General features: G+C 45.9%; 11 protein-coding genes. 1 reads left to right on the plus strand and 10 read right to left on the minus strand.

Annotated elements, in window-relative coordinates:
• Nucleotides 1-116: 116 nt before the first annotated feature.
• The 6 genes from F4V51_RS18250 to leuC all read right to left on the minus strand — a co-directional run bounded on the left by F4V51_RS18250 (nucleotide 117) and on the right by leuC (nucleotide 9,273).
• Nucleotides 117-2,855, minus strand: a complete 2,739-nt coding sequence (locus F4V51_RS18250; RefSeq protein WP_153979143.1) for an S-layer homology domain-containing protein — start codon at nucleotides 2,853-2,855, stop codon at nucleotides 117-119.
• 72 nt (nucleotides 2,856-2,927) lie between these two features.
• Entirely contained in the window at nucleotides 2,928-3,629 is a 702-nt protein-coding gene (locus tag F4V51_RS18255) for a GerMN domain-containing protein (RefSeq protein ID WP_153979144.1), read from the minus strand.
• Between the two features lie 33 nt (nucleotides 3,630-3,662).
• Entirely contained in the window at nucleotides 3,663-5,072 is a 1,410-nt protein-coding gene (locus F4V51_RS18260) for an N-acetylmuramoyl-L-alanine amidase family protein (protein WP_153979145.1), read from the minus strand.
• Nucleotides 5,073-5,329: 257 nt separating this feature from the next.
• Nucleotides 5,330-6,736, minus strand: a complete 1,407-nt coding sequence (locus tag F4V51_RS18265; protein ID WP_153979146.1) for an N-acetylmuramoyl-L-alanine amidase family protein — start codon at nucleotides 6,734-6,736, stop codon at nucleotides 5,330-5,332.
• A 481-nt stretch (nucleotides 6,737-7,217) separates the two neighbouring features.
• Nucleotides 7,218-7,820: a 3-isopropylmalate dehydratase small subunit gene (gene leuD / locus F4V51_RS18270; protein ID WP_095292742.1), complete on the minus strand. Its 603-nt coding sequence runs from the start codon at nucleotides 7,818-7,820 to the stop codon at nucleotides 7,218-7,220.
• A gap of 31 nt (nucleotides 7,821-7,851) precedes the next feature.
• Nucleotides 7,852-9,273, minus strand: a complete 1,422-nt coding sequence (gene leuC, locus F4V51_RS18275; RefSeq protein WP_153980763.1) for a 3-isopropylmalate dehydratase large subunit — start codon at nucleotides 9,271-9,273, stop codon at nucleotides 7,852-7,854.
• Nucleotides 9,274-9,612: 339 nt separating this feature from the next.
• Between leuC and F4V51_RS18280 the strand changes: the two genes are divergently transcribed.
• Nucleotides 9,613-10,557 carry a LysR family transcriptional regulator gene (locus tag F4V51_RS18280; RefSeq protein ID WP_153979147.1) on the plus strand — a complete coding sequence of 315 codons (945 nt, stop codon included), beginning with the start codon at nucleotides 9,613-9,615 and terminating at the stop codon, nucleotides 10,555-10,557.
• A gap of 193 nt (nucleotides 10,558-10,750) precedes the next feature.
• Here the strand turns inward: F4V51_RS18280 and F4V51_RS18285 are convergent, their stop codons facing one another.
• The 4 genes from F4V51_RS18285 to F4V51_RS18300 all read right to left on the minus strand — a co-directional run bounded on the left by F4V51_RS18285 (nucleotide 10,751) and on the right by F4V51_RS18300 (nucleotide 14,804).
• Nucleotides 10,751-10,936: a hypothetical protein gene (locus tag F4V51_RS18285; protein ID WP_095361880.1), complete on the minus strand. Its 186-nt coding sequence runs from the start codon at nucleotides 10,934-10,936 to the stop codon at nucleotides 10,751-10,753.
• Nucleotides 10,937-11,022: 86 nt separating this feature from the next.
• Nucleotides 11,023-11,844 (minus strand): carbon-nitrogen family hydrolase, encoded by an 822-nt coding sequence (locus F4V51_RS18290; protein ID WP_153979148.1) that lies wholly within the window; start codon nucleotides 11,842-11,844, stop codon nucleotides 11,023-11,025.
• Between the two features lie 113 nt (nucleotides 11,845-11,957).
• Nucleotides 11,958-13,592 carry an AraC family transcriptional regulator gene (locus F4V51_RS18295; protein ID WP_236146819.1) on the minus strand — a complete coding sequence of 545 codons (1,635 nt, stop codon included), beginning with the start codon at nucleotides 13,590-13,592 and terminating at the stop codon, nucleotides 11,958-11,960.
• A gap of 189 nt (nucleotides 13,593-13,781) precedes the next feature.
• Nucleotides 13,782-14,804 (minus strand): ABC transporter substrate-binding protein, encoded by a 1,023-nt coding sequence (locus tag F4V51_RS18300; protein WP_153979150.1) that lies wholly within the window; start codon nucleotides 14,802-14,804, stop codon nucleotides 13,782-13,784.
• Nucleotides 14,805-14,880 lie beyond the last annotated feature (76 nt).

The raw sequence follows: 14,880 nt of genomic DNA on the forward strand, positions 1-14,880 counted from the left end.
TCCAAGCTTATTTCGAGTGCTCTGATGGGACGCCAAAAAGCTTGCAAAAAAAACGTCCTGATGGGGGAAAGATCCCGCATCAAGACGGTCATTCTTTTGATCCTCGAAAAAAACGATTACTGTTTTTGGATCTCCATGACTACGTTATTCAGGAGATACAATACAATATTATCATTATCTTTGAGAGATTGCACGCTTAAAGTGTTGTCACCCTGGTGAACAAATACGCCTGTACCAAGTGCAAAACGGTAATTTGTATCTGAAGTGGACTCACGTTTAACCAGGATTTGGTTACCAACGCCATCATAAGACCAGAACTGCTTACTCATAATGGTCATCACTCTGAAACGAGTGGAATTATCCGTATCCTTGGTCATCTCAACACGGTCACCCACGGTAAGGCTGTTTAACGTCGTTAATGTAGAGCCGGACTTGATTACTTTAACAGCACCGCTAACAGGTACGGTTTCGCTCTGTCCATTAAACAACTTCAGCGTTACCGAAGTCGCATCAACAGAAGTCACTTCTGCCAAAGTCCGTTTCACGACCTGAACCGCTTTATGAGTCGTTCCTTCGAAAGTCACGTTAATCAGATTGCCGGCAGTCAGTTGTGAAGCTGTAATACTTTGTCCACCTTCACCTGTCAAAACAGCCTGATCCACGTAAAACTGGCTTGTCAGTGCGTCCGATTTTACACGAACACGACCATTGGTCTCTACAGATACGACTTCAAATTGTGCCACGGTGTTCAATGATACTTTTTGAACGTAATCCTGATTGGAACCAAGCGTAACGGTTACTTTATCACCAATCTTCAGGTCACTCAGACTTGCTCCAGACTTGTTGTAGATCTCTACTGCCGGAACCGTAGAATAAGGGACCGTGATTGTTTGATTCCCAGACAATACGCTGATGGTTTTTTTATTTGTATCTAAGCCGCTAAACGTACCTTCATATTTGTAAATGACTTTTACGGACAACGCTCTGGTTCCGACATACGTCAGATCGAGTTTGCGCCCTTCGTTCAATAGCGATTCCAATCCTGCAAGCGTAGGCTTGGTTGTATTGTAGTCCAGCTTCGTTTTGTCATCCAGCGTAAATACAAATGGCTTTTTGTTACTATCCAGTACAGTCAACACTTTGGTTTTACTGTTGTAAGAAACTACTGAAGCACCGTTCATCGGTTCCATCTGACGTCCAATAACCTGAATTCGTGTTACACGATCTTCACCATTTAGCGTCAGCTCAACCTGGTCACCATTCGTTGCATCTGTAATCAGATCTGACAATGATGCGTCCTGGATTCCGCTGATCACTACCTCCGGATTTTCAGCCAGCAGTTTCGCCTCAAGCGAGCCACCTTCACGTTTAAACGTCAATGTTGACTGATTGCCACCAATCTCCACCAGCGTGCCACGTACAGACTGCTCAACACCCTGAGACAATTCAATGCTTTGCAGAACACTGTCCTTTACTGTGTATTTCACTGTACTGCCTGCTTTAAGCTCTGCTAGAGACAGAATTCGATCCTGATAACGAATGATCAGGTTATCACCATACGTAAACTGCTCTGTGGTTCCGGCTGCATTCGTGAACTTGATCGTTTTCCCGGTTGTGCTCACTTCCGCAATCACACCACTGTCACTTTTGTTGACAATACCGGACTTCACGCGGATGGCAACCGTCTTTTTGTCAGCGGAGAAGGTCTCGCGCTGTACTTCAATAATGCTGTCAGCTGTAATATCAGCAAGCTTGATAGCATTTCCGTTCTGGTCGATAAATGCCGTTGCTTCATCATACCCGTAAGTTTCATAGTTCTCGCCAACAAAGATCCCAATTTTATTGCCTGACAACGAACGCGCAAATGTACCTTCGACGCTCTCCACCTGCGGCGTCGCATCGATGACTTCCACATAAGCTGCATTTCCAGCAGATCCAACTACCTGTACTTTGGTATAGAGCTGAACATTCGGTTCTGCCGCACGCGTCTCACTATCTTTTGTAAAATATGGAGTGCTGCTGTTCACCGTAAAGTTTGTTACTTTACCATTAACCAGCAGGCTGATCTGACCATCTTTTAATCCAGTTACATAACCCGTGTACGTATTCGGATAAGCTGTATCTGTTAACGCTTCTCCTCTGCTGAAGAAAGTCGCTAATTGGGCACGGGTTACCGAACCGGTTGGATTAAACTTGTTGCCTTCTACACCTTTGGCAAGCTCCAGGCTCACTGCGAGATTGACGTAACCTTTGCCATCTGTGGAGATGCTTGCATCATCGGCGAAGCCAGTGGACTGACTGTTCTGAGCCTTCGCTTCAGCCTCTTTGTCCAATGAACGAATCAGCAGCTTGGTAATCCACTCACGCGATGCAGGCTTTTGTCCCCATGTTGTTTTAGATACGTCTGCTGTAGCTTCTTCCGTTTTATCAATCAGTCCCAGTTGAAGTGCCAAAGCCACATATGGCTTGAAGTAATTCCCCACTTCCATATTTGTCGGTAATGCCGCAGCCGTGCTGTCGTTTAACTGGCCTTCCTGGTTCATAAAACGGATCGCCATGGTTACAGCTTCCTGTTGTGTTACCGCATCTCCAGGACGGAACAGACCATTGTTACCGAGAAGGATACCTTGGTTTGCCAGCTTATAGACATGCTTCTCAGCCCAGTATCCAACCTTGATATCACTGAACAAACCTGCAGGTGCAGTCGTATTGCTTACAGCCGCAGTCTGGCTCTGCTCCGCTTCTGTTGATTCCGCTGCCATGGCAGCTCCGCCAGCGCTAAGGGCCATCATGCCTGCAAGCACGGCTGATACTACTTTTTTAGAGTGTGATGGATTGTTATATTTAAAAGTCACCTATGATTTCCCCTCTCATGTAAAACGGTCGATATCCATTGGAAAACGGTAAAACAACATGCTGCAGCGAAACTATTCGGATCTTGTCATTGGATGCTCAAGATCGACATGGCCCATCAAGCTCTCAGATTGCTGCCCGTCCACCAGCAAATCAAGCGATTTGACTTCATCAAACTGGAAGAATGTTTTCTTCAAGGCATCAATTGCATAGGCTTCTCCACCTGCACCAAGACGTGCAGTATCAGGCATATGAATATCCAATGTAAGTGCACCTGCATCAAATTTTACGGACTTCAATTCAATATCTTTGGCCCACAGTGGAACAAGTTTGTCATCAGACGTTTGTTGTAGAGCCGCAAATGCTTCCTTGTATTTATCATCATCTGCTGCGTAGGAGATATTTGCTGTGGCTTCATGCAGATCCAGCTCTTCCGGATCGGTATAAAACACCTTGATCGTTTTTTGCTCTGTACTCTGTGAAGTACTGCTCGAATCCGTAGAAGTTCCTCCCGAAGAAGTTGTTCCTTCCGAACCTGAGCTTGAAGGTGTTGAATCCGGTGTAGATGTCGTACCTTCTGTTTCCACAGTTACAGGATCAGTAATTTCTGTATCATTTGTCTCATTCTCATTCGTTTGATCCTCAGGGACACTAACTTCCGTACCTGCCCCTTGAGTCTGACTTGGAGCAGGAGCTGCTGTTGGCTTGCTTCCGCATCCGGCAGCAACTGCCATAACCGTTACCAGCAGTGCTGCAATCCATATCTTTTTGTTCATTCTAACTCCGCCTCCTGATCATAAGGGAAACCCTTATTTAATTCCCAGATACTCCTTGATTCCTGCAACAATACCCTTGGCAACACTGTTTTGGAAACTTTCAGTGAACAGAGCTGCTTCATCACTCTTATTGCTCAGGAAACCGCCCTCCAGCAGAACAGCTGGCATTGTCGTTTCACGGGTAACATGGAGGCTTGCCGTTTTCACGCCACGATCCTTTAATCCCGAAGATTGCAGAAGATATTTGTGCATGATGGTAGCCAATTCCTTACTGGTGGATCGAGTATAGAAGGTTTCTACACCGTTCGCAGCAGCAGGACCACTATTGGCATGAATCGAGATGAAAATATCCGCGTTTACCTTTTCGGCAATTTTCACACGTTCACTCAAAGCCAGAAAAGTATCATCGCTGCGGGTTAACACAACGTCAATTTTAGACTCTTTTTTCAGCAGTGCTTCCACTTTCAAAGCCATTGCCAAGTTGAAATCCTTTTCCCGTTTACCGGTAACACCAATTGCTCCAGGATCATGATCCCCGTGTCCTGCATCAATGACGACAACTTTCTTGCCATTATCTCCAACTGGAGGAGTAGGTGTCGAGCCTTGCTTGTTCAGATCAACCATAATCAAACCTGAATCGTTTTGAACGTCATAACCTTTGGCACTCGAAAGGTCAATGACAAAACGAACAGTAGAAGGGCTGTTGCTGTATAACGAATACCGAATCTTGGAAACATCGGGATAACCGCTGACTACAAGCTGTCCATTCTGGTTGCTGTCAAGAGCTTGTCCCTCACTGAAAGAATCAGCAAATGCTGTATTAGGTAAGTCGATAACAATCCGATTCGGTCCTGTCATCGTGAAGACGTTCGGCTTCGTTTCTCCGCTGGTTGCAATAAAGAAGCGGTTGTCACTGAAGCTGATGCCGTTCACCAGTACAAGACCTTCCTCATTTGTACTCCCGCCATTATTGCCGGAGTTCGGAGGAGTTGTAGTCCCGTTTCCGGAACCTGAATTCTGGGTAACTAATGTTACCGTCTTCGTTGTGTTGTTCCAACCCACCTTAAGACCCATTTGTTCACCGATAAATCGGAGTGGCACAAGAGTCGTACCATTTTTTACGAGTGGCGGGGCATCCAGGTTCACGTTACTGCCGTTCACCGTTGCCGTCTTCTGTCCTACAATCATCTGCATGGCAGTGTTGTCTTTGCTTATCGTCACGGTGCTTGTACTTTGCTTCCATTCCACACCGTACCCCAGACTCTCGGAAATAACCCGAATCGGCACCATCACTTTGCTATTGATGATTTCCGCTTTGGCATCCGATGGCTGCACAATTTCTTTCCCGTCTAGGATAATTTTCGTATCCACAGCTGCATGACTATAGCCCGGGAAAACGAGCCCAAAGACAAATAACAGTACCAAAAAACCGAACTTCTTCATCCTTCACCCCTACCATTCTCATATTTTTTCGCCGCATGTTGTGACTTACAGCTCCGACTGACCACGTGGGCATTACCAGACACCTATTAGACGCCTTGTACTCTCAAAAGTTGCGAATATATTCCAACATAACAGAAAAAAAACGTTGTCAAATCAAGCTTTTTCTACATTTTAATGTCTTTTTATTTCCTTTTTTATCAATTAAACATCTGGAAACAACGAGCTTTCCTAAACTGCGTATTTACGAATAATCGGACTTAAAGCCCTAAAAATCCTATAATTCCATCTACAATTGCTTCTGCACAGCGGTCTTGATAATCTTCTGTGAGCATGAGTGCTTCATCTGTTGGATTACTCATAAAACCTAGCTCAAGCAGAACGGCTGGCATGGACGTCTCACGAGTGACATGCAAGCTGACCATTTTCACACCACGATCCTTAAGGCCTGCAACTGGCATGATATGTGTATGAAGCACATCGGCCAGCGTTTTGCTCTCTATCCGACTATAGAGCGTTTCTATTCCGTTCGGATCAGGAGTCATAAATTTGTTCCCGTGAATGGATATGAAAAGATCCGCCTGATTAAGTTCTGCCATCTCGACTCTCTGCTGTAAGGAAAGTTCAGTATCATCCTGACGTGTGATCACCGTTTGAATATCTTCATGCTTCTGCAGCAGTGCTTGTACTTTCAAACCCACTGCAAGATTAAAGTCCTTCTCGTACTCTCCGGAAATACTTACTGCTCCCGACTGCCTCCCGCCGTGCCCGGGATCAATAATCACGATTTTCTTGCCGTCATCTGTTGGTAAGGCGGGTTGACTGGCAGACTCCCCATTACTTGCTGTCAGATCAACGAGCAGCACATCGTTATCTCCAAGCGACCACTTAGCCGTAGCGGATTGTTTCAGATCAAACACAATTCGAACCGTGGATGGTGAATGGCTGAACATGGCGTATCGTACCTTGGATACCACAGTGGAATCTGTAACGACAATGCTGCCACTGCCATCCGAAGTGGAATCCTGTCCTTGGATGAAAGACTCAGAGAACGTGGTTTCAGGCATATCCACAATAATCCGATCCGGTGCACCGAGAGTGGACAGCTTCGGCTTGACTTCTCCACTTGTCGTTATCATCAATCGATTACTGCTGAAACTGATACTCTGAAGCTCGGCTTTCAAGCTGGGAGAAGGAGTGGTGGCAGCCTCATCCTCTTCATCTTGTTCTGCCACTGGCGGTGCGCTGCGTAGGCTGACTGTCTTGGTTCCATTGTCCCATCCTACTTCAAGCCCCATGCCTTCTCCGACGAAGCGCAAGGGGACCAGCGTCGTTCCTTGTTTGACCAAAGGTGGGGAATCCAATTCTACAGGCCTTCCATTAACTGTTGCTGTATCTTTACCGGCCGTCATTGCAATACTGCGGCTCCCTTTTTGAACCAGAACAGACTTGGTTTCCTTTTCCCACTTCACCTGATAACCGAGGTTCTCTGAAACAATGCGGATTGGGACCATCACGGCATTTCCGACATTTTCTGCTGGTGCACTGGATCGCTGATCAAGGGTTACTCCATCAAGAACAATTGAGGACACGACACCTGCTTGGGCTGCGATTGGAAATAAACACATGAACAGAAAGATAACGACTGCAGCCGACCATTTCTTCATAGATCATCCACCATTCTGTTGTGTTCTGTACCTACGTATTGTCCTCTATGTAACCTTCCATAATATACTAATCAGTTTATCAGATAATGGCTTTTTATCCGGTTACAACGTTGTCATATTTAGTCGGAACCACGATGAAAAAAGAAATCAAATTGGAGAAATATCTTCTTTTTAGTCAACAGGAATTGAATATCTTGTCAAAAATATCATCTATTGATGCTATTATATTTTATGAGAACCATAAGAAGATCCTCATACATAACCAACTGTTCAATCTACTTTGTATTGTAAAGAAAGAATGAAAGTCATTTTATTCATAGGAGGGAAACCGGTGATCACTTTGTATAAACAGGCATCCAATGGCAAGCTGCTCTACGCAGCAGGATTAATCAGCACTGAATAATAGAAAAAGCTTCTGTCTCAGATCGGAACAACGTTCCTACGGAGAAGCAGAAGCCTTTTTTATTCGATATGTCAGAGATTATCCAAACAATTTTGCGGCATGACGCTGCTCATACGCTGTAATCTCATCATCATGTTGCAATGTCAGACCGATATCGTCCAGACCTTGCAGCAAGAATTGACGACGGTGCTCATCCAGATCAAAATCGATATGCAGTCCGTGTGCATCAGTAATCGTTTTGTTTTCCAGATTAACATTCAGTTCATAGCCTTCATGAGCAGCTGTGCGCTGGAACAGATCTTCTACTTGCTCTTCAGACAATTTAATTGGCAGGATGCCGTTTTTGAAACAGTTGTTATAGAAGATATCTGCAAAAGATGGTGCGATGACACACCGGAATCCATAGTCCATGATTGCCCAAGGTGCATGCTCACGGGATGAGCCGCAGCCGAAGTTTGCACGGGAAATCAGAATGGATGCTCCTTCATAACGGGATTTGTTCATTTCGAAGGAAGGATTGTTATTCCCCTCTTCATCGAAACGCCATTCGTAGAACAAAAATTGTCCAAATCCGGTACGTTCAATGCGCTTCAAAAATTGTTTTGGAATGATCGCGTCTGTATCTACATTGACCCGGTCTACCGGTGCCACGATGCCTTGCAGTGTTTTAAATTCTTCCATGTGATCCGTTCTCCCTTCTGTCCGTTACCTGTTAGATAACTGCTTCCGTTTTGAAATTCCAGTCACGTACATCAACGAAGTGACCTTTAACTGCTGCCGCTGCAGCCATTGCCGGAGATACCAGGTGGGTACGTCCTCCGCGTCCTTGACGTCCTTCAAAGTTACGGTTGGATGTTGATGCACAACGTTGTCCTGGTTTCAATACATCCGGGTTCATCGCAAGACACATGCTGCATCCTGCATCACGCCATTCAAATCCTGCTTCTGTGAAGATTTTGTCCAAACCTTCTTTTTCGGCTTGAATTTTAACACGGCCTGAGCCAGGAACTACGATTGCCGTAACATTGCTGGACACGGTATGGCCTTTGGCAACCTTGGCTGCCGCACGCAAATCCTCAATCCGTCCATTCGTACAAGAACCGATAAATACATAGTCTACAGGAATTTCAGAAATCGGTGTTCCAGGTGTAAGACCCATATATTCAAGCGCCTTTTCAGCTGCTTTGCGTTCATTTTCAGTTGGCAGTTCTGCCGGAACAGGCACTTTGGATGAGATATCCGTTCCCATACCCGGGCTGGTGCCCCAAGTTACTTGCGGAATCAGGGACTCCACATCGATCTCTACAACACGATCAAACTCGGCACCCTCGTCTGTAACAAGCTCTTTCCAAGCTGCAACAGCTTCATCAAACTTCGCACCAGCAGGAACATATTCACGTCCACGCAGATACTCAAATGTCGTTTCATCCGGAGCGATCATACCTGCTCTTGCTCCACCTTCGATAGACATGTTGCATACGGTCATACGCTCTTCCATGCTGAGTTCACGGATCGATTCGCCCGTATACTCAATAACATAACCTGTTGCAAAGTCTGTGCCATATTTGGCAATCACTGCGAGGATCATGTCTTTTGCTGTTACGCCCGGATTACGCTTCCCGACGAAGCGAACCTCCATGGTTTTTGCTTTTGCTTGCTGCAAACATTGTGTAGCCATGACATGCTCTACTTCACTTGTTCCAATTCCGAATGCCAGTGCACCAAATGCACCGTGTGTAGACGTATGGCTGTCACCGCAAACAATGGTTTTACCCGGGTGAGTCAGACCAAGTTCTGGTCCCATAACGTGTACAACACCTTGGTCAATCGTATCCAGATCATACAGTTTTACGCCAAAGTCGCGGCAGTTTTGAGAAAGTGTATCAATTTGTTGTTTGGAGATTGGATCGGTAATATTGTAACGATCCTTGGTAGGAACGTTGTGATCCATTGTCGCAAACGTTAATTCCGGGCGACGTACCTTGCGTCCTGACAAACGCAGGCCTTCAAATGCTTGTGGAGAAGTTACCTCGTGTACAAGGTGAAGATCGATATACAGAATGCTCGGTTTTCCTTCTTCCTGATGAATTACGTGGTTTTCCCAAATTTTCTCAAACATCGTTTTTTTACTCATCATTTTCACCTCATCATAAGTTCGGTCCTTGGAAGAGCCTCTGTTTTTGTCTAAACGGTGAAGCTCTTGAATGACATAAATATATCACCCTGTCCTTCATTGTTCCAAGATATAATATCTATAGATGTAATAGGTTTGACCTATAATGAGTTAAACGACAATAAACCACTGTATCCACAGCGACTCTTAATTGATAACAATTATCATTATCATGTACTGCTTATACTACGTTGCTTCACCACGAGTGTCAATGCTTTTTATCTATATTCATTACAGAAAAATGATTTATTTATCCATGATGATATAATGGTGGCATAACGAAAGGAATGACAAGTGCTTATGGAATTCAGACAACTTCAATATACGCTGCAGATTGCTGCAGAACGAAATTTCTCCCGGGCGGCAGAGAAACTTCATATTGCTCAGCCTTCGCTCAGTCAGCAATTGTCTAAACTTGAAAAAGAGCTTGGCGTTTTGCTCTTTCAGCGTAATACCAGCACGGTAGAGTTGACCCATGCTGGGGTCACCTTTGTGGAGCAAGCCCAAAAAATTGTAGATGCTGTGGAGTTGCTCAGACAGGAAATGTCAGATATCTCCCAGCTGCGCAAAGGCAAAGTCGTTGTGGGCAGCATGCCGATTACCGGTTCCCACCTTCTGCCGCATGTACTCCCCGCTTACCAGCAAGCCTATCCGGATATCGAGGTTACATTGCTTGAAGACGCCGGTCTAACGCTGGAGAAGCTGACAGCCAGCGGCAAAGCTGATCTCAGCCTGCTCTCCTTGCCCTTGCAGGAACCAAGCCTGTCATACGTTGCCATCGGCGAAGAGCGAATCGATCTGGCCGTACCTCCTCAGCACCCCCTTGCCGTCAGAGGCAATCCGGATCATCCGATTCCTGTGCATATGGAGGAGCTTCGGGACGAGTCGTTTGTTGTATTGAAAAAAGGACAAGGCTTCCGCAAGCTGACCTTTGATCTGTGCCAGCAGGCAGGATTCGATCCGAGTGTCGTATTTGAGAGCAATAACATTGAAACCGTACAATCCCTTGTAGCAACAGGCATGGGCATCACCCTTGTTCCACGCTTTATAGCCAGGGCACCACGCAGTGAGTTTGTGCCTGTCTATGTACCACTTGCTGAACCTGTCCCAAGTCGTACTCTTGTGGTCGCTTACCGTCAGGGACGTGTACTGTCCAAAGCAGCAGAAGCTTTTATTGAGACATTTAAACAGACGGTTGCCAAGCTTTCCGAAGGAGACTATGAGAATCCTGCCTCTGTAAATTAGTCATTTCAAAGGTTACAAAATAAACAAAGGCTTGACCCAAATGGGTCAAGCCTTTGTTCTATACTCTTCTCCCGCATAAGCAGGATCAAGTTCTTGCATGAAATCGCAGTACATCGTTACATCACAATGTTGCTGATATCATGATCTAAAGTTAACGTAGAAACGTACATAAGAGATATTCATGACTTGTTGGTTATTTTCGCAAATTACGTTCACTCGTCAGCCTGTTCTGTTGATTGACCAGTCGGCCTTCGTCCTGAACGGTTTGTTCAGGCGGTGATAGCCCTCCTGCTCCATTCTCTAAGAATGGCCTCAAGTGATCTTCCCTTGTGTTTTCCTGTTCCAGTCTCCTGAGCGTATCTTTCACATGGTTGTCCATTGATTGATCATCCTCCTTGGTGACGGGATAGTTATCATTACCCGCCTCCTGGAAGAATAAACACTTTACTGGAATTATTTTTTTTATTATTTTGCACCAAAATAAATACCAGGTCTGCGGTCTTCAAAAACAGGGATGCGTCCCCGCACTTCATCAACAAGGGAAGGACGAATGAGTCCGGTCACGATCTCTTCCCCTTCTCCTCCCTCAGACACGATTTCCCCCCAAGGATCAATAATAAGAGAGTGTCCAAAAAATTCGGTATCTCCCCCTTTACCGACCCGGTTGCACGCAATGACATACATCTGATTTTCAATCGCTCGTGCTGTCAGCAGTGTGCGCCAGTGGTGCAAACGTGGATTCGGCCATTCTGCAGGGACAATCAATGCTCTGGCACCGTTCAATGCAAGCGTACGGGCTAGTTCTGGAAAACGGATATCATAACAGATGGACGCCCCTGCGGTCAGACCGTTCTCCAGTTCGAAAATTTCAGGATCTGCTCCAGGCTGCAAATATTTCTCCTCATCCATCAGGCGGAATAAATGCAATTTATCATAACGTGAAACCTGCTTACCTTCCCTGTTGTAGGCATACATGGTATTAAAAATTTGTCCATTTCGCTTCTCTGCTATGGATCCACCGACAATTGAAATCTGATGCTTCTCGGCAAATGCCGATAACCACTCCCGTGATTTTTGCCCTTCCGGGTCAGCGAGCTCATGGATTTGCTCCAAAGCGTAACCTGTATTCCACATTTCCGGCAGTACGGCCAGCCCCAGATCCGGATATTGTTCAACTGCTTGCTCAAGCAGAGTCTGCATATGTTGATGATTGGCTTCAGGATTACCAAGCTGAATGTCACCCTGAATCAGGGCAACACGCATTTCCCCCAATGGTTGTTTTGTCATGACGTGCACTCCTCCGAACTGTAATACTTGTTATCATAGCTTGATCCGCGCGAAGCCTGCAACAACGTTTTTATCAACGTTTTTATCAACCTTATTTATGACTTCAATCGCTGCTAGTTAACGATTATAGAGGATGGGTCAGTTCGTTTCAGCAATTCAGGGAACTGGCTCTGCAATCGGCTGTACGATAAGGCGTCTCCCATATTCCACACCTGCTCATCCAACGTGTACACTTTTCCTTTTTTTACAGCGGGCAGCTCCTTCCACTCATCACTTTCAAACAGCTTCTCCGTTGCTGCCCTGGCCGCATCGCTCTCTGGCAGCATGACAAAAATATGGTCCCCCGCATACTGGCTTATCGACTCTGTTGAAATCTCCTTGTAGGCCCTCCCGGCAGCTAGAGCTTCCTGCACTTTGCTTACAGGCGTAAACCCCTGAGGGTGATACAAAAACGGAGCCAGTCCGATATTGCCCATGACAAACAAGCGGGCACCTCGATGATGCACAAGTACCGAAGCCGTTTCGCCAAGCTGAATCCATGGTTTTATGCTGCTCCACATCTCCTCGGTTCTCCTGTGATACGATCCTATCCATGTCTCTGCATCCAGCTCCATGCCAAACCAGCTTCCCACTTTGCGAATGCGTTCTTCCAGGCTCGCATGGGAATTGTATATCAAAGTAGGGGCAATACGGGAAAGCCGCTGGTATAACTGTTCATTTGTGCTATCCAGCAAAATCAGATCCGGCTGCTTCTGCACGGTCCATTCCAAATCAATGGAAGGTAACACATCATAAGCTTTGCCATCAAGCACGGGAAGCCCTAACGCAAGTAAGTCCCCTGCCGAATCTCCATAGTATAGAATCCGCTCAGGGTGTCCAGGAATGATTACTTCATGTCCAGCCCAATCTTGAACAAGCGTATGTCGTTGAAGGGATCGATCATATTGCCGGGGAGCCAGTCCGGTGTGCTGCCTGAAGCGTCTGCTGAAATAGTACTCATCCCGGAAACCTACACGACCAGCAATATCGCGCAGAGGTTCATCGGAAAGAGACAGCCATTCCTTCGCCTGTTCAATGCGTACATGGTTCAGGTATTCAAGAGGCTTACGGCCTGTAATTTGCCTAAACAAAGCTGTAAATTGAGCTGGTCGAAGATTCGCTAGCCTCGCTAATTTTTGTACACTTATATCCTGAGCGTAATGCTCGTCCACGTATTGAATGGTGCTCTGTACCCTGACATCCGGGCTTTGTTCTGTTTTGGGCAGTGTATAGCGGGACAGCACTAGTTCCATCAATTTTTGAAAATGTACATTTAACCGGCTATATTCCGCATCCGTTTGATAGAGGGCAGCCGATTCCAACAAATCCAGCATGCCGAATAACGTGCCGGGTGAAAAGTCGTTCATCCTGTCCCTTTCTTCAAATAAAGAACGTGTGTAAAGTTCCGGATCCCCTGTTACCATGTGCACAGCATCGAAATGAAGCACCATATATCTCAGCTCACCAGAACGGTTATGCTCCAACTGATAATTCTCTCCTGGTGCCATGGGGTATATCTTGCCGGAGATAAATGGATGTAACTCAGATCCGATATATATGCGGCCTTCACCCTGTTCACAGAACAGCAGCGTATGCCGTTCACAGCTGACTTCAAGCATAACCTTTTCAGAAGTCTCGATATGACGCCTGATATGAACATAACGGAACAGGAATGCGGAGAAAAATAAGGGATTACCGTTTGCGATCATTTGCTGCACTACCGTTTCACCTCATATTTACTGTAAATGAGAATGGTTATCATTAATCTATTCTGATTATACGCCGCAAAGCCTCATTATTCCAGCATATATACAAAAGACACTGATTCACGATCAGAAACATTAATAAGAGCCCTCAACGATACGCTGAAGGCCCTGCTCAGGATATGAAATGGTCTTTTAATGAATCATCTGTCTCGGCAATTCCTGCAAAAGCCACTCTCTTGATGTAGCATCGCTCGATGCTTTGACGATATCAAATCGATAAACCTTGCCCTCCTTGACTGCAGGCAGGTTATTCCACACCACGCTATTCATCAATTCTTCCGTTGATTGCTGTGCCCCTTGATCTACTGCATTCAAAATAAATATGCGGTCTCCAGCGAACTCTGCCATTTTTTCCTGTGATATTTCAACAAATCCTACTTCTTCATCCAGTACCTTTTGGATTTCAGGGGTGGGCTTCATACCACCAGGTCCGTAGAGCAGCTGGGGCAATCCTGCACCCGCCATCACGAACAATCGATTACCTGGATACATGGTAAATACCGATGCGGTTTCGTCTTCCTTCAGCCCCTTTGCACGCAGCTGACTCCACATATCCTCTGTTGCCTTGGCATGAGCGGCAAGCCAGTCCTCAGCCTCCTGTTTTTTGCCGAGCAAATCTCCCAGGAATCGCATCCGTTCTTCGAGTGGCCAGAAGGAGTTGAACGTCACCGTTGGAGCAACTTTCGAAATCTGCTCGTATTGGGTTTCATCATCATTCGAGAATATGATCAGGTCCGGATTGAGTGATAGCGACTTTTCAACACTGATTGGGAAACCAACATCTTCTGCATTTGCCACCTGATCATCGTATACCGTACCTTCATTTTTAAGAATACCTACAGGAACTACCCCGAGAACCAAAAGATCCCCAGTAACCTCGCCGTGGTATATGACACGCTGCGGATGGGTTGGAACTTCCACTTCGTGCCCGGTCCAGTCTTTAAATTTTTTCGTTTCACTCGTGTTGTCTGCCTCCGCCACCTCTTCTTGCCCGGTATTCTCTGCTGCTGCCTGCGAGTCATTGGATGTTGCCGCAGCAGTTGTCTCTCCGTCACCTGAACCGTTAGTGGACGAATTGCCGCAAGCAAGCAGCAGTGCGGATAACGCTGCAATCATGAATGTCGTGCTCATCACACGAAAGCCATTTTGTTTCATTTTTTCTTTCCCCCTAGTTAAATAAGCGATCTCTCAATGATATTGATTATCATTATCGTATACGATCATAAGATAA

This window comes from Paenibacillus xylanilyticus (genome assembly GCF_009664365.1).
GTDB classification, from domain to species: Bacteria; Bacillota; Bacilli; order Paenibacillales; family Paenibacillaceae; genus Paenibacillus; species Paenibacillus xylanilyticus_A.

What these genes read in the sequence shown, in the direction of transcription:
- F4V51_RS18255 (WP_153979144.1), bottom strand. Translation starts at nt 3,629, where the DNA reads ATGAACAAAAAGATATGGATTGCAGCACTGCTGGTAACGGTTATGGCA.
- F4V51_RS18260 (WP_153979145.1), bottom strand. Translation starts at nt 5,072, where the DNA reads ATGAAGAAGTTCGGTTTTTTGGTACTGTTATTTGTCTTTGGGCTCGTT.
- F4V51_RS18265 (WP_153979146.1), bottom strand. Translation starts at nt 6,736, where the DNA reads ATGAAGAAATGGTCGGCTGCAGTCGTTATCTTTCTGTTCATGTGTTTA.
- leuD (WP_095292742.1), bottom strand. Translation starts at nt 7,820, where the DNA reads ATGGAAGAATTTAAAACACTGCAAGGCATCGTGGCACCGGTAGACCGG.
- leuC (WP_153980763.1), bottom strand. Translation starts at nt 9,273, where the DNA reads ATGAGTAAAAAAACGATGTTTGAGAAAATTTGGGAAAACCACGTAATT.
- F4V51_RS18280 (WP_153979147.1), top strand. Translation starts at nt 9,613, where the DNA reads ATGGAATTCAGACAACTTCAATATACGCTGCAGATTGCTGCAGAACGA.
- F4V51_RS18285 (WP_095361880.1), bottom strand. Translation starts at nt 10,936, where the DNA reads ATGGACAACCATGTGAAAGATACGCTCAGGAGACTGGAACAGGAAAAC.
- F4V51_RS18290 (WP_153979148.1), bottom strand. Translation starts at nt 11,844, where the DNA reads ATGACAAAACAACCATTGGGGGAAATGCGTGTTGCCCTGATTCAGGGT.
- F4V51_RS18295 (WP_236146819.1), bottom strand. Translation starts at nt 13,592, where the DNA reads ATGATCGCAAACGGTAATCCCTTATTTTTCTCCGCATTCCTGTTCCGT.
- F4V51_RS18300 (WP_153979150.1), bottom strand. Translation starts at nt 14,804, where the DNA reads ATGAAACAAAATGGCTTTCGTGTGATGAGCACGACATTCATGATTGCA.